The sequence below is a fragment of the Flavobacterium cheonanense genome (genome assembly GCF_039539185.1).
Classification (GTDB): domain Bacteria; phylum Bacteroidota; class Bacteroidia; order Flavobacteriales; family Flavobacteriaceae; genus Flavobacterium; species Flavobacterium cheonanense.
In genome coordinates, this window is the sequence record NZ_BAABCT010000002.1 from 376,545 (window position 1) to 398,020 (window position 21,476).

At 32.4% G+C, this 21,476-nt stretch carries 16 protein-coding genes; 5 read left to right on the forward strand and 11 right to left on the reverse strand.

What is annotated here, in order from left to right:
* Nucleotides 1-71: 71 nt before the first annotated feature.
* The gene (locus tag ABD766_RS05170) at nucleotides 72-1,670 is read left to right on the forward strand and encodes an Ig-like domain-containing protein (RefSeq protein WP_344815666.1); all 1,599 of its coding nucleotides are present in this window, start codon (nucleotides 72-74) and stop codon (nucleotides 1,668-1,670) included.
* A 47-nt stretch (nucleotides 1,671-1,717) separates the two neighbouring features.
* On the opposite strand, the gene ABD766_RS05175 is transcribed toward ABD766_RS05170, so the two are convergent.
* The 5 genes from ABD766_RS05175 to ABD766_RS05195 form a co-directional block, all read right to left on the reverse strand.
* The gene (locus ABD766_RS05175) at nucleotides 1,718-2,488 is read right to left on the reverse strand and encodes an amidohydrolase (RefSeq protein WP_344815667.1); all 771 of its coding nucleotides are present in this window, start codon (nucleotides 2,486-2,488) and stop codon (nucleotides 1,718-1,720) included.
* Nucleotides 2,489-2,541: 53 nt separating this feature from the next.
* Entirely contained in the window at nucleotides 2,542-5,733 is a 3,192-nt protein-coding gene (locus ABD766_RS05180) for a GH92 family glycosyl hydrolase (protein WP_344815668.1), read from the reverse strand.
* A gap of 84 nt (nucleotides 5,734-5,817) precedes the next feature.
* Nucleotides 5,818-6,579 carry a succinate dehydrogenase/fumarate reductase iron-sulfur subunit gene (locus tag ABD766_RS05185; protein ID WP_344815669.1) on the reverse strand — a complete coding sequence of 254 codons (762 nt, stop codon included), beginning with the start codon at nucleotides 6,577-6,579 and terminating at the stop codon, nucleotides 5,818-5,820.
* Between the two features lie 7 nt (nucleotides 6,580-6,586).
* On the reverse strand, nucleotides 6,587-8,596 hold the full coding sequence (locus ABD766_RS05190; protein ID WP_344815670.1) for a fumarate reductase/succinate dehydrogenase flavoprotein subunit: 2,010 nt from the start codon (nucleotides 8,594-8,596) through the stop codon (nucleotides 6,587-6,589).
* Between the two features lie 42 nt (nucleotides 8,597-8,638).
* On the reverse strand, nucleotides 8,639-9,496 hold the full coding sequence (locus ABD766_RS05195; RefSeq protein WP_298309328.1) for a succinate dehydrogenase cytochrome b subunit: 858 nt from the start codon (nucleotides 9,494-9,496) through the stop codon (nucleotides 8,639-8,641).
* A gap of 273 nt (nucleotides 9,497-9,769) precedes the next feature.
* On the opposite strand from ABD766_RS05195, the gene ABD766_RS05200 reads away from it, so the two are divergent.
* On the forward strand, nucleotides 9,770-9,928 hold the full coding sequence (locus tag ABD766_RS05200) for a hypothetical protein (protein WP_344815671.1): 159 nt from the start codon (nucleotides 9,770-9,772) through the stop codon (nucleotides 9,926-9,928).
* Between the two features lie 188 nt (nucleotides 9,929-10,116).
* On the opposite strand, the gene ABD766_RS05205 is transcribed toward ABD766_RS05200, so the two are convergent.
* On the reverse strand, nucleotides 10,117-10,536 hold the full coding sequence (locus ABD766_RS05205; RefSeq protein ID WP_344815672.1) for a hypothetical protein: 420 nt from the start codon (nucleotides 10,534-10,536) through the stop codon (nucleotides 10,117-10,119).
* Between the two features lie 79 nt (nucleotides 10,537-10,615).
* Entirely contained in the window at nucleotides 10,616-11,467 is an 852-nt protein-coding gene (locus tag ABD766_RS05210) for a ChaN family lipoprotein (RefSeq protein ID WP_344815673.1), read from the reverse strand.
* Between the two features lie 77 nt (nucleotides 11,468-11,544).
* Between ABD766_RS05210 and ABD766_RS05215 the strand changes: the two genes are divergently transcribed.
* The 3 genes from ABD766_RS05215 (at nucleotide 11,545) to ABD766_RS05225 (ending at nucleotide 14,671) form a co-directional block, all read left to right on the forward strand.
* Nucleotides 11,545-12,141, forward strand: a complete 597-nt coding sequence (locus ABD766_RS05215; protein ID WP_344815674.1) for a Crp/Fnr family transcriptional regulator — start codon at nucleotides 11,545-11,547, stop codon at nucleotides 12,139-12,141.
* A gap of 253 nt (nucleotides 12,142-12,394) precedes the next feature.
* Entirely contained in the window at nucleotides 12,395-13,687 is a 1,293-nt protein-coding gene (locus ABD766_RS05220; protein WP_344815675.1) for an aminopeptidase P family protein, read from the forward strand.
* Nucleotides 13,688-13,888: 201 nt separating this feature from the next.
* Complete coding sequence (locus tag ABD766_RS05225; protein WP_344815676.1) at nucleotides 13,889-14,671, forward strand: alpha/beta fold hydrolase; 783 nt, start codon at nucleotides 13,889-13,891, stop codon at nucleotides 14,669-14,671.
* 39 nt (nucleotides 14,672-14,710) lie between these two features.
* Here the strand turns inward: ABD766_RS05225 and ABD766_RS05230 are convergent, their stop codons facing one another.
* The 4 genes from ABD766_RS05230 to kbl form a co-directional block, all read right to left on the reverse strand.
* Nucleotides 14,711-15,382, reverse strand: a complete 672-nt coding sequence (locus ABD766_RS05230; protein WP_344815677.1) for an ATP-binding cassette domain-containing protein — start codon at nucleotides 15,380-15,382, stop codon at nucleotides 14,711-14,713.
* A 344-nt stretch (nucleotides 15,383-15,726) separates the two neighbouring features.
* Complete coding sequence (locus ABD766_RS05235; protein ID WP_344815678.1) at nucleotides 15,727-18,483, reverse strand: PD-(D/E)XK nuclease family protein; 2,757 nt, start codon at nucleotides 18,481-18,483, stop codon at nucleotides 15,727-15,729.
* A 63-nt stretch (nucleotides 18,484-18,546) separates the two neighbouring features.
* Complete coding sequence (locus tag ABD766_RS05240; protein WP_344815679.1) at nucleotides 18,547-19,962, reverse strand: OmpA family protein; 1,416 nt, start codon at nucleotides 19,960-19,962, stop codon at nucleotides 18,547-18,549.
* Between the two features lie 131 nt (nucleotides 19,963-20,093).
* Nucleotides 20,094-21,284 carry a glycine C-acetyltransferase gene (gene kbl, locus ABD766_RS05245; protein ID WP_344815680.1) on the reverse strand — a complete coding sequence of 397 codons (1,191 nt, stop codon included), beginning with the start codon at nucleotides 21,282-21,284 and terminating at the stop codon, nucleotides 20,094-20,096.
* Between the last annotated feature and the right edge of the window lie 192 nt (nucleotides 21,285-21,476).

Here is a 21,476-nt window from a genome sequence, read left to right on the forward strand (position 1 = left end):
TAATTATAAATAAAAAGATTTCGTTTCCACTAAATATAATTGTTATTTTGCGCTAAGAAATTAAAGAATTGATGCAAAAAGGTATTTTTAAATATGTTTTACTATTACTAGTTTTTCTAGTGATTGGATGTGCTAAAAGAGGCTCTATCACAGGCGGTATGAAAGATACTATTGCTCCAAAAATGGTCAATAGTTTACCTAAAAATTTCTCAACAAATTTCACTGGAAAGGAAATAAAAATCAGTTTTAACGAATACATTAAGTTGAAAGATATTAATAAGCAGCTTATCATTTCGCCACCAATGAAGCGTCAACCAGAGATTTTACCTTACAACGCAAGTAAATTCATCACTATCAGAATTAAAGACACGCTTCTTCCAAACACTACTTATAGTTTTAATTTCGGAAAAAGTATTCAAGACAACAACGAAGGAAATCCTTACCAACAATTCAAATATGTTTTCTCTACTGGAAGTTATATAGATTCATTGAATTTGGGTGCAAAAGTAAAAGATGCTATTGAGAGAAAAGTAGATAATTATGTTTCCATAATGCTTTATGATGCTAACGATAAATACAATGATTCTATAATTTACAAACAAGTTCCAAGATATATTACTAACACTTTGGACAGTTTGCAATTAGTTAAATTTGAGAATCTTAAAGAAGGAAAATACCGTTTGATTGCTTTGAAAGATGTAAACGGAAACAATAAATTTGATCCTAAAGTTGAAAAAATAGGATTTCAAAAAGAGTTCATCACTATTCCGAATGATACCATTTATGAATTAGAACTTTTTAAAGAAGAACCAACCTTTAGAGCTGTAAACGCATCACAGGCTTCTGGTTCAAGATTTACCGTTGGATACGAAGGAAATCCTAAAGACGTAAAAATAACGCTTAAAAAGAACTCTGAAGCCATTCCTTTTGTGGTTACACAATTACCTAAGAAAGATTCACTTCAAGTATGGTTTAAAGCCGTAAAAGGAGATTCATTAAGTATTGATGTTTCAAAAAATAAATTTCAAAAGACCTTTTCTTTAAAAATTAAAGAACAAAAAAGAGATACTTTAGGATTTAGTTCAGAACAACAAGGAACCATAAGCTTTAGAGATAATTTTGCCATAAAATCTAATGTTCCTTTGACAAAATGGGATGTAACGAAGATGAAGCTTATTAATAAGGATTCTGTAGAAGTAAAATTTACTAATGAATATGACGAACTCAAACAAGAGTTGAAGTTTATTTTTAACAAAGAACCTTTAGAAAAATACAATTTAAAAGTTTTGCCAGATGCATTAACGGATTATTATGATAGAAAAAATGATAGCTTATCTTTTGATTTTTCTACCAACAATCTTTCTGATTATGGAAATCTTCGTATAAAACTCGAGAATGTAAAGCGTTTTCCTGTCATTGTAGAATTGACTGATAAAGACGGAAAAGTTATTGTAAGTCAATATTCTGAAAAGGAAACATCATTAAATTTTGATTTAATTGATCCTGCAAAATATACCATTCGTGTTATCTATGACGATGATAAAAACAAGCGATGGACACCAGGAAGTTTTTTAGAACAACGTCAAAGTGAAGAAGTAATTTACTTTCCAAAAGAAGTTGATGTAAGAGCTAATTGGGATGTTGAACAACCAGTTGATGTTGGGAAATAGTTAGGTTGCGAGTTTCGAGTTTACATTCAAACTTAGGCTTAGGAAAATTAAACCAACTTAAATTCATCTCTGTCATTTAGAAAATTTAATTTTTTTCTAGTTTCCAGCATTTCATTTTTATCTAATTCTACTATAAAAACGCCTTCTATTTCTTGTGGTTCTTGAAGGTAATTCCCAAAAAAATCAATAGCTTGCGAATGTCCGATGTATTCGAGGTTATTGGCGTCCATACCAACACGATTGACACCAATTACATAACTCATGTTTTCTACTGCGCGTGCTTTTAGCAAAATATCCCAAGCGTTTACACGTGGTTTTGGCCAATTGGCAACATAAATCAAGACATCATAATCTTCAACATTTCTGGCAAAAACTGGGAAACGTAAATCATAACAAATAAGCGGACAGATTTTGAATCCTTTATATTCTACAATTAATTTATCTTTTCCAGCTGTATAAACTTTCTCTTCACCAGCTAAAGTAAAAAGGTGTCGTTTATCATAAGTTTGGATTTCACCTGATGGAAACACAAAAACCAATCGGTTGAAATAGTTGCCGTTTTCTTCGATTACTAAACTTCCTGTGATGACACAATCTTTATTTTTTGCTGTCTCTTTTAACCAAGAAATAGCTTCGCCTTGCATAGTTTGAGCTACGTTTTTGGGATTCATTGTAAAGCCAGAGGTAAACATTTCGGGCAAAACAATTAAATCTACATATTGCGAAATAGCATTTATCTTTTCTTGAAGTAAAGCTTTGTTTTCATTGGGATTTTCCCAGGATAATTCGGTTTGGATTAGGGCTGTTTTTAGATTCATTTTTTATTTTGTTGCCACAGATTAAACGGATTTTACAGATTTGCACTGATTAGTTATAATTCTGTTATTATAATTTCACATCTTCTGTTTTGTTTTAATTCCTCTTCTGAACAATCTTTTCTTTCATGACAATTGTTAACAGGTCGTTCATCGGTGTAATATTTTTTTGAAACTCTGTTTTTATCAATTCCATTTTCAATTAAATAATTATATACTGATTCTGCCCTTTTTTTAGATAAGCTAATTTTATTTTTTTCATGTGAATCAGAATGAGAACATATTTCAATTTTAGCGATTGGATTTTGTTCCTTCATAAAATATAAAAGTCTTTTTACTCTAATAGTAGCTTCATCATTAAAACTTGAACTATTTTTTTTAAAATATAAATTTTGTGGTTCGATAGTAGTTTCAAGGTCTTTATTTACTTCTTTTATTGTAATCTCATCTATAAAAATAAACGCATCGCCATTGTAAGGAAAACCCAAATGCCATTCTGGAAGTTTTCCGTAATTGTAAGCTTTTACTTTTATATATCTTGCATTGATTGGTTTTGATGCTGTAAAACTAAAATCTTTAATAGTGTTTTCGTCTTTTTTTGGATCTACATCATTGGCTACAGATGTGATTAATGTAAAATTGATATTATCTGTTGAACTGTAATATTCTACTTTGGTTGGCATTAAAATCCAAGAACGTTGGTCTTGTAGAAAGGTTGCACTAAAATTGGATACTTCTTTTACATTTTGCAAATCAACAACGGCTTCAAAATCTTGAGTTTGATATCCTTGCCAATCTCCTTTTCTCCAGTTGGTAGAACCATTAATTCCATCTAATAAACCATCCTTTCCACCAGCATGATATTGAGGATTGTAAGTAGATTTTATGTCAATAGTATAATTGTTTGGTTTTTTGAAATAGGTTGCTGAGATTGTGTTGCTTTTCAATCCATTATTCTCTGAATATGCAATTACATGAGAAGATTCATCAATCTCGAATGGTTTTTCATATTTTCTATATGGTATAAGAACCATGCTAGTATCTTTTGTAAAAACGTAAAAAAACAATTTATCATTTCTATCTTTAGATTTTATTTCAATGGTCATTTTATCTTTAAACGATTTACTTTCAGCTTCAATTACTGGAACTGGAATAATATTTTCGTTCACAAAAATATTACTTTTCATAATCGCTTTTTTATAAAAGCCGCCAATACTTTTTAGTTCGTCATTTGTAGAATTTCTAGAAATCTCATTGATTTTTTCAATTTCTAGATTAAACTTTATTTTCTCAAAAAAAGGTTTTGAATGATCCCATTTAGGAATTCCAGGAGTTACCGCATAAATTCCCATAGAGCTCAGAACATACCACGCGCTCATTTGCCCGCAATCTTCGTTTCCAATTAATCCGTCTGGTGTGTTTTTATAGAAATTATTTAGAATATAATGTACTTTTTCAGTGGTTTTTTCTGGTTTTCCAATGTAGTTGTACAAATATGCCATGTGATGACTTGGTTCGTTTCCGTGTGCGTATTGACCGATTAATCCTGTTACGTCAACTTGCTCTCTTCCAGTAGTTTTACTTTCTGAGTTGAACATTTCATCTAGTTTGGCTTCAAATTTTTCGTTTCCGCCATAAGCCGCAATCATTCCGGGAATATCTTGTGGCACAAAAAACGAATATTGCCACGAATTTCCTTCGGTAAAATTATTATTGATTTCTCTTGGGTCGAAAGGTTTATCCCAACCGCCGTTTTTCTTTGGTCGCATGAAACCGGTATTCCAATCGAAAATGTTCTTCCAACTTTGAGAACGCTTCATGAAATACTCGTAATCTTCTTTTTTGTTTAAAATTTGAGCCATTTGGGCAATACACCAATCATCATAAGCATATTCTAAGGTTTTAGAAACGCTTTCGTGCTCGTCATCCATCGAAATAAAACCTTGTCTTTTGTAGGCATCCAATCCTAAATGATCTAACATAGCAGAATGTTTTGCGGCTTCAAATGCTTTTTCGTAGTCAAAACCTGTAATTCCTTTTGACATTGCATCTGCCATAACCGAAACAGAATGATAACCAATCATACAATCGGTTTCATTGGACGCTAATTCCCAAACTGGCAATCTTCCACCTTGTTCGTATTGTTTTAGAAAGGTATTTATGAAATCGGCAGTGCGTTTCTTTTCGATTAAAGTATACAATGGATGTGCTGCTCGAAAAGTATCCCAAAGTGAGAATACCGAATAATAATCAAAACCTTCGCCATTATGCACTTTATTATCTCTGCCTCGATATTTTCCATCGATATCTTGCGCGATATTAGGTTGAACCATCGTATGATATAAAGCAGTGTAGAAAATGGACAACTTATCTTTATCCGTTTCAGTAATTTCTATTTTCGATAATTGTTTGTCCCAAAGTTGTTCGGCTTCTTGTTTAACTTTATTGAAATCCCAACCTTTTATTTCAGACATATTCAATTTTGCTCCTTCATAACTCGTTGGAGAAAGCGAAACTTTTACTGAAATTTTTTCACCTTTTTTAACTTGTTTCGAAAATGCCAATTTTAGTTCCGTACCAGCAAAAAATGTTGGGCTAATTTCTTCATTTGAATGAGAATTTGAAATTTCCAACGGTACAGAAAATTCAATTTGAGCATAAACGTATTGATCTTTGGCCCAAGCTTCGCTTCTTCTTAGAACTTGAATCGTTTTTTTATCAATAATTTTCACATCGCCATATAGCAATTTATCTCTATGGTTTAAATCTAGAATTATATTAGCTTGTCCAGCGTTATTAAAGGTATATTCATGAAATCCGACACGTGTAGAAGATGTTAAACGAACATCAATATTATGTTTATCAAGCTTCACTGAATAGAATCCGGCAGTAGCTTTTTCATTAGAATGGGAAAACTTAGAACCATATTCATTTGGAATAAAATTGTGTTCTCCCATAGTTGGCATTAGCATTATATCGCCATAATCGGTGCAACCTGTTCCGTTTAAATGGGTGTGTGAAAATCCATAAATTACTGAATCATCATAGTGGTATCCTGAACAGCCATCCCAACTTCCATCAATTCTGGTATCTGGTGAAAGTTGTACCATTCCAAAAGGTACCGTTGCTCCAGGATAAGTATGTCCATGACCACCAGTTCCAATTATAGGATTGACATATTTGTGATAATTCTGTCCGAAGGAGACTATTGAGGTAAATAGAATTATTATTGAAAAGAAATTTCTCATTGTAGTTTTGTTTGTCTTTCAAAGATAAAAAAAACGCATCCAAATTAATGAATGCGTTTTAAATTATTTTAAAAAGTAAGTAAATTACTTCACAGAAGCTTTTAAATATTCTCTGTTCATACGAGCGATGTTTTCTAGAGAAATTCCTTTTGGACATTCTACTTCACATGCTCCTGTATTAGTACAGTTTCCGAAACCTTCTTCGTCCATTTGACGCACCATGTTTAATACACGATTTGTAGCTTCAACTTTTCCTTGAGGTAATAATGCATATTGAGAAACTTTTGCTCCAACAAATAACATTGCTGAACCATTTTTACAAGTTGCTACACAAGCACCACAACCAATACAGGCAGCTGCTTCAAAAGCTTTATCTGCATCGTTTTTATTAATAGGAGTTGCATTCGCATCAATTGTATTTCCTGATGTATTTACAGAAACGAAACCACCAGCTTGTTGAATTCTATCGAAAGCACTTCTATCAACAACTAAATCTTTAATTACTGGAAACGCTCTACTTCTCCATGGTTCAACAAAAATTGTGTCACCATCATTGAACATTCTCATGTGCAATTGACAAGTTGTAATTCCTGTATCTGGACCGTGTGCACGACCGTTGATATATAAAGAACACATTCCGCAAATTCCTTCACGACAATCGTGATCAAATGCAATTGGCTCAATTTTATCATTGATTAATTGCTCATTCAATTGGTCTAACATTTCCAAAAACGAACTTGCTGTAGAAACATCATTTAATTTATATGTTTCTAAATTCCCTTTAGCTTTGGAGTTTTTCTGACGCCAAATTTTTAGGGTAATATTTATATTTTTTGCTGCGCTCATAACTCTATTATTTGTAATTTCTTGCGGCTATTTTAATAAACTCGTATTTCAATTCTTCTTTGTGAAGCTCTTCTTTAGTGATATCATCACCTTTGTATTCCCAAGCACCAACAAATGAGAAGTTTTCATCATCACGAAGTGTTTCTCCTTCTGCATCTTGATATTCTTCACGGAAATGACCACCACAAGATTCGTTTCTTTGTAAAGCATCCATTGCCATTAATTGACCTAAATCAATAAAATCTGCAACACGTAATGCTTTTTCTAATTGTGGATTTAGTTCATCTGCGTTTCCAGGAACATTTACATCTCTGTAAAATTCTTCTTTTAAAGCAGTAATTTCAGCAATAGCCTCTTTTAAACCTGCTTCGTTTCTACCCATACCAACTTTATTCCACATGATTAATCCTAAACGTTTGTGGAAATGATCCACAGATTTAGAACCTTTGTTATTTAAGAATTTATCAATAGAATCTTTAACTCTATTTTCAGCTTCAGCAAATTCTGGTAAATCTGTTGAAATTTTTCCTGTTCTAATTTCGTCTGCTAGATAGTTAGAAACTGTATAAGGAAGAACGAAATAACCATCGGCTAAACCTTGCATTAAAGCTGAAGCTCCTAGTCTGTTAGCACCGTGGTCAGAGAAATTTGCTTCACCAGCTACGAAACAACCAGGAATTGTAGATTGTAAGTTATAATCAACCCAAACACCACCCATTGTGTAGTGAACTGCTGGATAAATCTTCATTGGAGTTTCGTATGGATTTTCATCCGTAATTTTTTGATACATAGTAAACAAGTTACCATATTTCTCTTTCAACCATTGTTTTCCTAAAGAAGTAACTTCCTCAGGAGTTGGATTATGATTTCCTTGTGCGTAAGCAGCTTGTTTACCTTTATTTTGGATTTCAGTAGAAAAATCTAAGTAAACTCCTTCATTAGTGTCGTTTGCTTCAATTCCTTTTCCTTCGTCACAAACTTCTTTTGCTGCTCTTGAAGCCACATCACGTGGTACTAAATTTCCAAAAGCTGGATATTTTCTTTCTAAGAAATAATCTCTATCTTCTTCAACCAATTGAGTTGGTTTTAATTTTCCTGCGCGAATTGCTTCAGCATCTTCTTTTTTCTTAGGAACCCAAATACGACCTGAATTACGTAATGATTCTGACATCAAAGTTAATTTCGCCTGATTGGTTCCGTGAACTGGAATACATGTTGGGTGAATTTGTACAAAACATGGATTAGCAAATAACGCTCCTTGTTTGTGAATTTTCCAACCAGCAGTAACGTTACTTCCCATGGCATTTGTAGAAAGGAAATAAACATTTCCATAACCTCCAGATGCAATAACAACCGCATGAGCTGAATGTCTTTCCAATTCTCCAGTAACTAAATTTCTTGCAATAATTCCACGAGCTTTTCCGTCTACTTTCACTAAATCTAACATTTCGTGACGGTTGAACATTTTTACACGTCCAAGCCCAATTTGTCTTGATAAAGCAGAGTATGCTCCTAATAATAATTGTTGTCCAGTTTGTCCGGCAGCATAAAAAGTTCTTTGAACTTGAGTACCACCAAACGAACGATTATCTAACAATCCACCATAATCACGTGCAAAAGGAACTCCTTGAGCCACACATTGGTCGATAATATTTCCTGAAACTTCTGCTAAACGGTGAACGTTTGCTTCGCGTGCTCTATAATCACCACCTTTGATTGTATCATAGAATAATCTAAAAATACTATCTCCGTCATTTTGGTAATTTTTAGCAGCGTTTATTCCTCCTTGAGCAGCAATTGAGTGCGCACGACGAGGTGAATCTTGAAAACAAAAAGCTTTAACATTATAACCCATTTCACCAAGTGAAGCGGCAGCCGAAGCTCCTGCCAAACCAGTTCCTACTACAATAATGTCAATTTTTGGTCTATTATTTGGGGCAACTAATTTTAAATGATCTTTATAATTCGTCCATTTTTGTGAAATATGCCCTTCTGGTATTTTAGAATCTAACTTCATAATTTTTATTTGAATTTGTACTGAAATAAATTCAGCATAAAATTATTTTAAGAAAAAGTGAATGTAAACTGGAATAATTGCAAATAACAACGGAACAACAATAGCGAAAGCAGTTCCGAAAAACTTGATTTTAGGAGTCCAATTTGAATTGTTAAGTCCTAAAGATTGGAAAGCACTTTGAAAACCATGTAATAAGTGGAAAGCTAAAACAGCCATTGCAATCACATAAAGAATTGTTGCAATTAAACCATATTTTGCATCTTTAAAAAATGCTACTGTAATTTTGTGAAGATCCTTATAACCTTCTCCAACTTTTACTTTTGCTTGAGTATTGTAAAATTCTGTTCTGTTTTCAATGTAAGTTTGAAGACCAGATTTTGTCGCCTCATCATAAGATTTCGCAACTTGTTGCACAGGCAAGTATCCCTCATTAGTTGTTAAGTATAGGTCTTGCTTTTGTCCCATTGCTTCAACAGTAATTGTTTGCAAAGGCATGTTTTTATCAAAATGCATTTTCGCCCAAAAATTAACCATGTGAGTTACGATGAAAACCAAAATCAAAGTTCCCAAAATTGCCATATTTCTAGAAGAAAATGAGCTATTAGCTCCTGGATTAGATTTTGCGTAACCAACTGGTCTTGCTTTAACATTTTGATAGGTTAACATAAAACCATCAACTGCATGAAATAAAATTGAAATGTAGGTTACATAAGAAAGTAACTTAACTGCTGGATTTGAAGTCATAAATAACGCATACTTATTGAATTGTAATGCGTCTCCAAAAATCAATTGTAGATTTCCAGCTAAATGTCCTGCCAAAAACAAGCATAAAAATAAACCCGTAAGAGCCATCCAGTATTTTTTTGCGATAGATGACTTTAAAAGTGCAGATTTTGCCATAAGATTGTATAATTTATTTTAAAAAATCAAACAAAAATACAGCTATTTGATATTAACTACAACCTTTTCGTCGTAATTTATAATCAATTTAAAGTGAGTTTAACACTTGTTGATTTTCAAAGTGTTATATTAACAAAAAAGATGTTTTTTCTTAAACAAAACTACTTTGTGTAAGACGGAATCATCCCTCTTAATCCCATATCAACTACATTTTCTCCTTGAGACGGATCAAATTTTCCGTTTCCATTTGTATCAACCCATTCAAAACTTTTGTTGGTTGAAAGTGAAATTGTAACGACTACATTTTTCTTTTCTAATCCTGTAATCTCTAGTGGACTATTAAATTTTCCAGTAACAACGCATGAAGTTAAAGGAATCGGCGATGTTGCTGCAATCGGATTGGGAACAGTTGTTGCTCCAGCTGGAGCTTGACCCGAAGCAGAATAAGGAAAATCATTTAATGCAAAAGCCCAATATCCTTGTGCCTTATTGGCATCAACTTGGAAAAAAGTATTACCAATGCTATGAGTTCCTATATAAGTATTGAATCCTACAAAACTTTCTAAAGTCCCATCATACTCAAGACTCGAACCTGGCTTACGAATTTTTATCTGGTAATTCTAATAGGATAATGAAACTCTCAACCATTCATAACTTCCAATTGCTAGATCTTTAAGAGGGATTTCTAAAAAAGCTTCGCCTTCAGCAACAATTTTAGCTTTACTAAAATCTATTGCATTAGCACCTCCAATTGCTGTTTCTTGACCATGATAAACAATACTTCCATCGCCTAATTGCGTGTTTGCATCTTTAGCAAATTCAATATAATGTGAAGAAATTTTGTTAAAAACAGGTGACTGCGCACCATTACCAAAAGGAACAAATGAAGGCTGACCCAAATTATTCAATCGGGCTTGATTTGGATCAAACTTAAATTTAATAATCAACATAGGTTCTACCTGATTATCATCTAAATCTTCACAAGAAAAGAAAGAAATGCTTAAGGTTAAAATTGTTAGTAATAAAATTATTTTTTTCATACTTGGTTTTAAGTTTTCTAGCTTCAAATTTATTTTTCAAATAACAAATAAATATAAAGCACGTAAATATTAAACGAATTTAATACGATTTTGTTACATCTTCATCAATAACGAGAATAAAATCAGCTTTATTGTGATTTTCTTTTTCAAGTTTTGATATGTCTTTTTGTTCAACCGTAGATATTGTTACAATTTCTATGCTTGGATTGTAAGTTTTTAAATACCAATTAATCCCGTCAAAATTATCAGAATGAAAAGTCCCATTATAGTGAATGAAAACACTGTTGGCTTTCAAATTTTTATTTATAAAATAGGCCATTGTTGCATCTTTACTAGCTTGAGCTTTTGGCATATTCGGACTTGTATGGTCACCCATCATTTTCATCATTTCAACATAACCAGGAAGTGATGCGTCATAAGGAATTGGTTGTGGTGCAATCCATGTCTTTTCTTCAGGCGTAAGAGTTTCTAAAGCTTCAAAACCTTTTTTAGAAACCATAGAAGCATAACGTCTAGGAATGTTAGTAGCTATAAAATCAAAGTTGTTTTCTTTTGCAAAATCAACCAAAGGTTTGTAATCTGTAGGATAATTTTTCCAAAGTCGAGCTGTAGAGTCCAACTTCTTTTGATCGATTTCACCTTTTAAATATTGGTTTAATTGGGTTTGATTATCGGCTTCTATCATTTCTGCACCAAGAACCACAGGTGTTTTTGCCGCAACATCTTTAGTCAATTCAAGTTGCAACCAATGTGAAACAGAATTATTATGATATTCTCCAAAAAGAACAACTTGTGTTTTCAAAGACGCTTTTAACAATTTATCGTAAGAGACTTTCTTTCCGTTTTTATCAAATAGTTGATACGATTTTTTGTCTTGTGCGTGAAGAACAATTATGAAAAGAAGCAGTAGTGACAAAAATTTAGTTCTCATTATGAAATTTTTTATAAAAATATAGATTTTAATCTGAGTTGGAAACAATTTGGATATTTTTGTTGAAACTTTTACAAATGCCATTTTTAAAATCGAACGATGCTTTTCTTGATTATTTATGTCAATTTATTGATGTAAAAGATAAATCCATGCAAGAATTGATTATTAAAGCTAGAGAAACATTTCAAATATTACATCTTAAGAAAAATGAATTCTTTGTAAAAGAAAATGAAGTTTGCCAGCATTTTTGTTTTGTTGAAAGCGGCATTTTACAACATTCCATCGAAATTTTGGATGAAGAAAAAACAACATATTTAGCATTAAGAAATTCGGTTACCTCGTCGTTAAGCAGTTTTTTATTTGGAAAACCATCAAGAAAAAGCATCAAAGCTATTGCCGACTGTAAATTATGGATTGTTGATTTAAAAACTTTCAAAGATTTAATCGAAAACAATAAAGCATTTCATCAATTTTATTACAATGTCATCGAAAAACAAATTTGTTTAATTGACGATTACCGCATTGATCTGCTAACATTAACTCCCGAAGAACGTTACAAAAAACTTCTTTCAACCGAACCTAAATTACTGCAAGAAGTTCCGTTGCATTATTTGGCTTCGTTTTTAGGAATTTCGTCTCGTCACATGAGTCGTATTCGTAAAAATATTTTATGATTTTACACGAATTTCACGAATTAACACGAATTCTTTGCTTCGTGTAATTTTTGTGTACTTAATATTCGTGTTAATTCGTGAAATTCGTGTCAATAAAAAATAACGCCATTTGGCTACATCTTGAACTCAATTATTCCTTAATTTTGTGTAGAACAAAGCTATTCACTAATTACTATTCACTAATTACTCAATAAAATGACATGAGCCGTCAGGCGATTGCATATGACCATTAAAAAACAATAAAAACTTACATATGAAATACCATCAAATAGATCGTGATTTGTTTATTAAAAACAGAGCAAAATTCACGGCACAAATGAAACCTAATAGTGTTGCCGTTTTTAATTCGAACGATATTTATCCAGTTTCTGCTGATTCTACTTTACCTTTTGCACAACATCGCGATATTTTTTATCTATCAGGCGTTGATCAAGAAGAAAGTATTTTGTTGCTTTTTCCTGATGCACCTTATGAGCATTTGCGTGAAATTTTATTCTTAAAAGAAACCAACGAACACATCGCAATTTGGGAAGGTGAAAAACTTACTAAAGAAAGAGCGTTTGAAGTTGCCGGAATTAAAAGTGTGATTTGGTTGCAAGATTTTCATAAAACTTTGAAAGAAGTGATGACTTATGCTGAAACCATTTACATCAACACTAACGAGCATTATCGCGCTGTTATTGAAACCGAAACTCGTGAGGCGCGTTTTATCAAATGGTGGAAAGAAAATTATCCAGCGCATAAAGTCGAAAAGTCGAATCCCATTTTGCAAAGAATTCGTTCGGTTAAAGAAAGTGAAGAATTGGATTTAATTCAAGAAGCATGTAATATCACTGAAAAAGGTTTTAGAAGAGTTTTGAATTTCGTAAAACCAAACGTAATGGAATACGAAATCGAAGCCGAATTTGCACATGAATTTTTAAGAAATCGTTCTAAAGGTTTTGCTTACACGCCAATTATTGCTTCTGGAAATAATGCTAATGTGTTGCACTATATTGAAAACAACCAACAATGTAACGCAGGAGATTTGATTTTGCTTGACGTTGGTGCCGAATATGCTAATTATTCAAGTGATATGACAAGAATAGTTCCAGTTTCGGGACGTTTTTCTGATAGACAAAAAGAAGTTTATAACGCGGTTTTACGTGTGAAAAATGAAGCAACAAAAATGTTGGTTCCTGGAACTTTATGGAAACAATATCATGTAGAAGTTGGTAAAATCATGACTTCTGAACTTTTAGGTTTGGGATTGATTGACAAAGCTGATGTTCAAAATGAAAATCCAGATTGGCCAGCCTACAAAAAATATTTCATGCACGGAACGTCGCACCACATGGGATTAGACACGCACGATTACGGATTATTACACGAACCAATGCAAGCGAATATGGTGTTCACCGTAGAACCAGGAATCTACATTCCAGCTGAAGGTTTCGGAATTCGTATTGAAGACGACATGGTGATTCAAGAAAAAGGCGAAGCGTTCAACTTGATGAGAAACATTCCTATTGAAGTGGATGAGATTGAGAGTTTGATGAATAGTTAGTTTTCAGTCTCAGTCTCAGTTATCAGTTTAGACGGTTTACGAAAGTGAACCGTTTTTTTGTGTTCCTAGTTGTCTTTCCGTAGGAATCGCACTCGTGATTTACTTTTTATGATTTCTCCTGCGTCGAAATGACAAAACAATTGCAAATTAATCTTTTCATTACAATTGAATTCGAGTTTAAAAAAATCTATTTTTGCACCGATGAAAACCACGATATTCAAAAACACCAAAATCACTTTCACCGACCAAGGAAAAGGAACGGTTGTAGTTTTATTACACGGTTTTTATGAAAATAAAGAAATGTGGAATGCTTTTGCGCCTGAGTTTTCAAAGAAACACCGCGTTATTGCTATTGATTTATTAGGTCACGGACAAACCGAATGTTTAGGTTACGTGCACTCAATGGAAGATCAAGCCGACATGGTGCATCATGTTTTGCACGAATTGAAAATTAGAAAAGCGGTTTTGGTTGGTCATTCGATGGGTGGATATATTGCTTTGGCTTTCGCCGAATTGTATCCAGATGCTATGAAAGGTTTGGTGCTTCTAAACTCGACTTCAAGAGCTGACAGCGAGGAACGAAAAGCCAATCGTGACCGAGCTATTATTGCTGTAAAAAAGAATTATGTGGCTTGCATCCGAATGAGTGTTGCGAATTTATTCAGTGAAAAAAATCGTGAAATTCTATTAGATGAAATTGAATATGTAAAGTTGGAAGCTTTAAAAACGCCTCTTCAAGGCATTGTTGCTTGCCAAGAAGGCATGAAAATTAGAAAAGATAGAGAAGTGATTTTGCATTTTGCCAATTATCCAATGCTATTGATTTTAGGAAAAGAAGATCCTGTTTTAAATTATGATGAAAACGTTGACCAAATTGAAGGAACCAACGTAAAACTGCACACTTTTCCAGACGGACACATGAGTCATATTGAAAATAAGGAAGAATTGTTGTTGGTTTTGGGTGAGTTTTTAAAAAAGGTTTAACCACCAAGACACGAAGAATACAGGGAGGTCACAAAGAAACTAAATCAATCCTTCACGTAAATAACCTTTATCAATAAGTTCATTTTTATCTTTTAAATGAAACGCTTTTCCTTCTTTCATTAAGATTAATTTTGAAGAAATTTTAATAACATTTTCATAATTATGGTCAGTAATTATTATTCCTTTCTTAGTAGAATTTTGAGTAATCAATTGATTTATTTTATCAATCATAATTGGAGATAATCCATTATATGGTTCGTCAAGTAAAACAAACTTTGAAGAATTTGATAAAATTAATTTAATTTCTAAATAACGTAACTCACCTCCAGAGAGATGGTTGATTTTTTTGTATTTTAATGAATTTATAAAATCGTCTTGATAGAAATCGATAATTTTATTTTTATCTATTGACAATTGAATCGTCTTTTTTACTGAAAATGAATTTGGAATAAAATCTTCTTGAGGTAAATAGCTAATTTCATTTAGTAGGTCATTTGTTTTAAATAGTACTTTTCCGTTAACTCTAACAAATTTATTATCAGCAGATAAAATCCCAAAAATTATCTTTAATAAAGTTGATTTTCCCGATCCATTTCTTCCTAATAATCCAATAATTTCTCCTGTTCTGCATTTCAAATAAACATCTGAAAGCACCACTTTTTGATCAAAATGTTTTTGAATACTATCAATTTCCAAAAGATGATTCATCATAACATTTTCATTACTAGGTTAATAATCATGACAATAACGACTAGAAAAAAGAAGTTTAAAATATAGGAAAATAACCAAAGTTTAATTTTTGAAATTCCATTATTATAATAAAACAAGTACTCATTTTTGCGCCTAACTTCTTTTATAAAGATACTTGAAAAGAATCCTAACGTTAGAAATATGGTTTCAAAAGATGAAATTCCAAAATATACTAACGGCAATAAACTTATGGCAAAGTTTATTGGCAAAGTGCTTACATAAAAAGTTAGTATGTTGTTTAGTGTTCTGATATTCTTTTTTGGTAAAGAAAAGAAAACAAATTATACGAGATTTGTAATAAGATGTTAAACTTTTTCTTCAAAAGCTACATCAACACTCAAAATCTCATTTAATAACACAACAATTTCTTCAATATAACTTTCCATTATTTCTGTTGAAATTACTTCGAATGTTTCTTTACCTTCTTTAAAACCAAATGGTAAAAATCCGTTTTTCAAGTTTTTGAAGGAAATAATTCCGGCTTCTATTTCTAAACCTTTTGCATCTGGTTCGTACATGAATGCGTAAGCAAGAATTTGGATGATCTTATCGTTTTTGATGTCTTCTGTTAAGCCATTCCAAGATTTTAAAGTGACACTTGGTTTGGTAACATTTCCAGTTTTATAATCGATGATTCTGATTCTTCCGTTTCGGTTTTCGATTCTATCTACATTTCCAGCAATTTTTACTTTAAATGGTAATTTCGGATGTTCTAAATCTCGTTCTAAATGTTTTTCTAAAGCAATAATCTGAATTTCGTCTCCGTTTTGAATGGCTTCTAATTCTAATTTTAGAAAATTCAACACATTTCGTTTGGCAACTTCAAAAGCTAGCAGGTTTCTTCCTTTTTTGATTTCGCCTTCTTTGTAAACTAATTTGAATTGTTTCAATACTTCCTCATCGATATTTTTGATACAAATTTTAATATCATTTTCAATTAAAATTTTACCAATAAAAGGTTTGTACAATTCTTCTAAAGTTCCGTGAATGATAGTTCCAAGTGTATTTACCGCGATATTTTCTTCTACTTCATCGGTTTCAGAAATACGCAGAATTCTTTGAAAATAAAACTGAATCGGATTTCGAATATACGTTGTCAATGCTGAAGGTGAAAATCCTTTTTCGGCAATTTCTTTCAATCGCAACAACACTTTTTCCGATTTTGGAATTACTAAAGGTTGATGAGCAATTTCAGGAACATTGGCATTGTACGTTTGAAATGTCACGTTGTGATTTGGTTGTTTTTCGACTTCCAATTGTGTTATAAAACGACTACGTTCTCCAGCATCCAAACCTTCACTATCGGAATTGTATAACAAATAAATATTTTTAGCACGCTGTAATAAATGATAGAAATGATAAGTATAAATGGCATCTTTTTCTTTGAAAGTTGGCAAACCGTATTCTTTTTTAACATCGTATGGAATGAAAGAATTCATACTTTTCCCAGCTGGAAATTTTCCTTCGTTAACCGATGTGATTATTACGGTTTCAAAATCGAGCACACGACTTTCAAGAACTCCCATAATTTGCAATCCGTTCAAAGGTTCACCTTCAAATGAAACTTCAGCGACATCAATTACCTGTTTGTAAATAGCAAATAAAGTTTCTACAGAATCAATATTTGAATTGGATGAAAAATAAGAAATCATTTTGTTTATCACTTTGAAAATAGAATAAACAAAGGCATTCGTAATCTTTTCTTCTTCGTTGTCTGAACTTAAATTGGATTTGATTTTAAGCAAAATCTGACTCAAATTTTCCAAAATAGCAACAGAAGATGTGTCCCATTTTTGAAAAATCAATTGAAATAATTCATTTTGATTTTCTTGTAATTCTAGGATTCGTTTATGAATTATGAAAGTATAATTGTTTTGATTGATTCTGTTTACCAACTCTTTAGCATTGATGTAAGGTTCAATCAGCGGATGCGTTAGAATATCCAAAACATCTTTGTAATAAAACACATAACTCGATGCGTTTCTTGAAATTGCGTTAGTATGCGCTTTAAATAGTTTGGCAATCAACAATTGAGCAGGATTATTTTTACTTGAATAACCCATCGTAATATTTAAAGCATCAACATTAGATGTAAGCGAATATAAAATGGGAACCAAAAGTGATTCTTCACCAAGGACAACGGCAACATTTTGAAGTTTACCTTCGTTTTTATTGCTGTATTTTTCAATGATTTCGCCAACTATTTTGGCTTGACCAATAGCTTTTGGCGTACAAATAACTTGAATGTTCTTTTCTTGCTTAAAATCACTTGTAATCCATTCATACGGATTGGTTTTATAATAAGGCCAAGTTGATTTGAATCTACGCTGAAAAAGTCCTGTATCGTGAAATGGATCATTCAAAAAGGTTTCATCAATATCCCAATAGATTTTGGCTTTATCAATCGCTAAAAGATGTTGAATTATTTTTTCTTCTGCGTGGTTTAGAGCATTGAATCCAGCGAAAAGGAATTTTTTATCTTTTATAGTTTCTGAAAAATGATTCAAATTATCAACGGCTTCTCTATAAATTAAACCTTGATAACCAATTCCTTTATTCAATAAATAATTATAAAGCGAATGATAGTATAATGGAAGTTTTTTCCAGAAAATTAAATATTTATCAATTAAGTCGGTTCGTTTATCGATATCAACAGCCCAATGCTCTACTTCTTTTATGTTTTCTAGATATTTTAAAATCTTGTCAGGTTCAAGAAGATATCTATCTATTTCGTTGAAGTCTTGAAGTAAGGTTTTAGCCCAATTGGCAAAGGTTTCAAAAGATTCTTGATCTTTCTCGGTAACAGATAAATAAACATTGTAAAATTCGAATAACAATTCAACACTATCAATAGAACGAATTCCAGCAATGTCTTGAACAAAGTCTTCAATACTTATAATTTCAGGAGAAAATATGGTTTGAGTCGTTTCTTTTTTGAGTTCATCAATAAGAAAAACTTTAGCTCTTCTGTTAGGCAGAATGACTATTAAATCTGAAAAGTTGTCAGAATAGTCGGCAACAATTATCTTGGAAAGTTTATTTAAAAATGAGTTGTTATTCATTTTATAAATATAAAAAAAACGCCTCGATTTTCGAGGCGTTTCTTGAAAATATTTTGGAAGAAATTATTTTACTAATTTCACTTCAACTCTTCTGTTGTTAGCTTTACCGGCTTTAGTTTTGTTAGAGTCAATTGGCATTGTCTCACCGAAACCTTTAGATGATAATCTTGAAGCAGCGATACCTTTTTCGATTAAGTAATTTTTAACTGCTGCAGCTCTGTTTTCAGACAAAGTTAAGTTAGCAGCATCTTTACCATCAGAATCAGTGTGTCCTTCGATTGAGAAGTTAGCACTTGGGTATTCTTTCAAGATAGCAGTAATAGCTTCTAATACTGGGTAAGTTCTTTGTTGGAAAGTAGCTTTGTTAGTATCAAATAAGATAGTTTTAGCATAATCATTTAATCTTTTGATAGCTTCGTCAGAAACTTCAGGACAACCTTGATTAGCTACAGTACCAGCAACATCTGGACATTTATCATCTTTATCTAAAACTTTATCACCATCTCTATCTGGCCAAGGACAACCTTTGTTTTCTTTAGGACCTTTAACGTCTTTACAAGCGTCGTCTTTATCAGCAATACCGTCACCATCAGCATCTGGACAACCATTTAATGATTTTAAACCAGCTACTTCAACACAAGCGTCATCTTTATCTTGAACACCATCACCGTCTGTATCAGGACATCCGTTGAAATCAGCTAAACCAGGAACTTCTGGACAAGAATCTTTAGAATCTTCAATTCCGTCTCCGTCTGTATCAGGACAACCTTTGAATTCTTTTAAACCAGCAACTTCTGGACAAGCATCATCTTTATCATACAATCCGTCTCCGTCTGAATCTTTAGCACCAAATTTGAAAGTTAAACCTCCAAAATGTTGTAAATGAGTTGGAACGTCAAATGAAGGATTTCTTGAATCATCAAATGAATGCTTGTAAGTAGAACTAAATGATAAACCTACTTGCTCAGTGAACCAGAAAGTTAAACCTAAACCTCCGTTGATTGTACCAGCAGATGCATCACCTAACCAAGTATAACCTCCACCAACATGTACAGATGGCTCGATTATTTTTGATTTAATCATGTTCATAAAGCTGTATTTAACAACTCCATCAACACCATAATACATTAAATCACCAGGATTAACTACAGTGTAATCATTAGTGTTTGTTGCAGGATCGTAAGTTCTTTCACCTACTAGTCTTGTAATTTTGTTTACAGATCCAGTTACTCCAAAAGAGAAATTATCTCCTACATATCTTGACACACCAACTGTAGAAACTGTTGGTAAAATACTCCAGTATCTTTTTGCGTCAAAGTATTGAGAAAATTGGTCTTCTATTTTAGAAGCCGCGCTTACTCTTGCTCCGTCTACTGCGTTTGCTCCAAACGAAATAGCCCATTTGTTGTTACTATCTTGTGCTTGAGAACTTAATCCTAAAAGCATCAATAAAGCAAATAATTTGTTAAGATGTTTCATACTTAATTTTGTTAGATTATATACATATAATGGTGCAAAAGTAATGCGATAAAATGAATTATCAAAATGAAAAGCTTAAAATGTGGGAATTATGAAATAATTCTACAAATTTATGCAAATAAACAAGTTAGTTAAATAACGCTTAAATTCTTCGCAACTTCCGTAAAAGCTTGTATTGCTTTATCCAAATGTTCTTTTGTATGTGCTGCAGAAAGCTGAACTCTAATACGTGCCTTATCTTTTGGAACCACTGGATAAAAGAATCCGATTACGTAAATTCCTTTTTTCAATAATTCATCTGCCATTATTTGGGAAAGCTTTGCATCATATAACATTACTGGAACAATTGCAGAATCACCATCAATGATATCAATTCCTGCTGCTTTCATTCCTGCTTTGAAATAATTAGTATTCCATTCCAATTTATCTCTTAATGTAGTGTCTTTTTCTAAAAGCTCGAATACTTTAATAGATGCTCCAACAATTGCTGGTGCCAAAGAATTTGAAAACAAATACGGACGAGAACGTTGACGTAAAATTTCAATGACTTCTTTTTTAGCGGTTGTATATCCGCCCATTGCGCCACCAAGTGCTTTTCCTAAAGTTCCTGTGATGATATCAACTCTGCCCATTACACCTTTTGCTTCAAGCGTTCCTTTTCCGGTTGCGCCAATGAAACCTGCTGCGTGACATTCGTCAACCATTACCAAAGCATCATATTTATCGGCTAAATCGCAAATTTTATCTAATGGCGCTACTAATCCATCCATTGAGAAAACTCCGTCGGTAACAATTAGTTTGAAACGATGTCCTGCTTCAACAGCTTTTTTCAATTGATTTTCTAAATCTTCCATATTGGAGTTTTCATAACGATAACGTGCTGCTTTACACAAACGAACACCATCAATAATAGAAGCGTGATTCAATGAATCAGAAATAATACAATCTTCTTCTCCTAATAATGGTTCGAAAACACCACCATTGGCATCAAAAGCTGCTGCATAAAGAATAGTGTCTTCTGTTCCGTAGAAATTGGCAATTTTTTGTTCTAATGTTTTGTGAATATCTTGAGTTCCACAAATGAAACGCACAGACGACATTCCGAAGCCGTGTGAATCTAAGGTATCTTTTGCAGCTTGAACAACTTCTGGATGTGATGATAATCCTAGATAGTTGTTGGCACAAAAGTTTAAAACCGTTTCACCGTTAACTGTAATTTCTGCACCTTGTGGAGAAGTTATGATGCGTTCTTTTTTGAAAATACCATTTTGCTCAATAGTATTTAGTTCGTTTTGCAGGTGTTGTTGAATTTTTCCGTACATATTTTTAGTTTATTGTTTTATTTGCCACGAAGACTCTAAGTCACAAAGATTTTTGATTTGACACGAATTGCACTAATTTACACTAATTCGATATATTTTATTATTTCACGAATTTATGTAAAGTCTATACTCTATTTTCTTTTATCTATTTTCTTTTATCTATTTTCTTTTATCTATTTTCTTTTATCTATT

What these genes read in the sequence shown, in the direction of transcription:
- ABD766_RS05170 (WP_344815666.1), top strand. Translation starts at nt 72, where the DNA reads ATGCAAAAAGGTATTTTTAAATATGTTTTACTATTACTAGTTTTTCTA.
- ABD766_RS05175 (WP_344815667.1), bottom strand. Translation starts at nt 2,488, where the DNA reads ATGAATCTAAAAACAGCCCTAATCCAAACCGAATTATCCTGGGAAAAT.
- ABD766_RS05180 (WP_344815668.1), bottom strand. Translation starts at nt 5,733, where the DNA reads ATGAGAAATTTCTTTTCAATAATAATTCTATTTACCTCAATAGTCTCC.
- ABD766_RS05185 (WP_344815669.1), bottom strand. Translation starts at nt 6,579, where the DNA reads ATGAGCGCAGCAAAAAATATAAATATTACCCTAAAAATTTGGCGTCAG.
- ABD766_RS05190 (WP_344815670.1), bottom strand. Translation starts at nt 8,596, where the DNA reads ATGAAGTTAGATTCTAAAATACCAGAAGGGCATATTTCACAAAAATGG.
- ABD766_RS05195 (WP_298309328.1), bottom strand. Translation starts at nt 9,496, where the DNA reads ATGGCAAAATCTGCACTTTTAAAGTCATCTATCGCAAAAAAATACTGG.
- ABD766_RS05205 (WP_344815672.1), bottom strand. Translation starts at nt 10,536, where the DNA reads ATGAAAAAAATAATTTTATTACTAACAATTTTAACCTTAAGCATTTCT.
- ABD766_RS05210 (WP_344815673.1), bottom strand. Translation starts at nt 11,467, where the DNA reads ATGAGAACTAAATTTTTGTCACTACTGCTTCTTTTCATAATTGTTCTT.
- ABD766_RS05215 (WP_344815674.1), top strand. Translation starts at nt 11,545, where the DNA reads ATGCCATTTTTAAAATCGAACGATGCTTTTCTTGATTATTTATGTCAA.
- ABD766_RS05220 (WP_344815675.1), top strand. Translation starts at nt 12,395, where the DNA reads ATGAAATACCATCAAATAGATCGTGATTTGTTTATTAAAAACAGAGCA.
- ABD766_RS05225 (WP_344815676.1), top strand. Translation starts at nt 13,889, where the DNA reads ATGAAAACCACGATATTCAAAAACACCAAAATCACTTTCACCGACCAA.
- ABD766_RS05230 (WP_344815677.1), bottom strand. Translation starts at nt 15,382, where the DNA reads ATGATGAATCATCTTTTGGAAATTGATAGTATTCAAAAACATTTTGAT.
- ABD766_RS05235 (WP_344815678.1), bottom strand. Translation starts at nt 18,483, where the DNA reads ATGAATAACAACTCATTTTTAAATAAACTTTCCAAGATAATTGTTGCC.
- ABD766_RS05240 (WP_344815679.1), bottom strand. Translation starts at nt 19,962, where the DNA reads ATGAAACATCTTAACAAATTATTTGCTTTATTGATGCTTTTAGGATTA.
- kbl (WP_344815680.1), bottom strand. Translation starts at nt 21,284, where the DNA reads ATGTACGGAAAAATTCAACAACACCTGCAAAACGAACTAAATACTATT.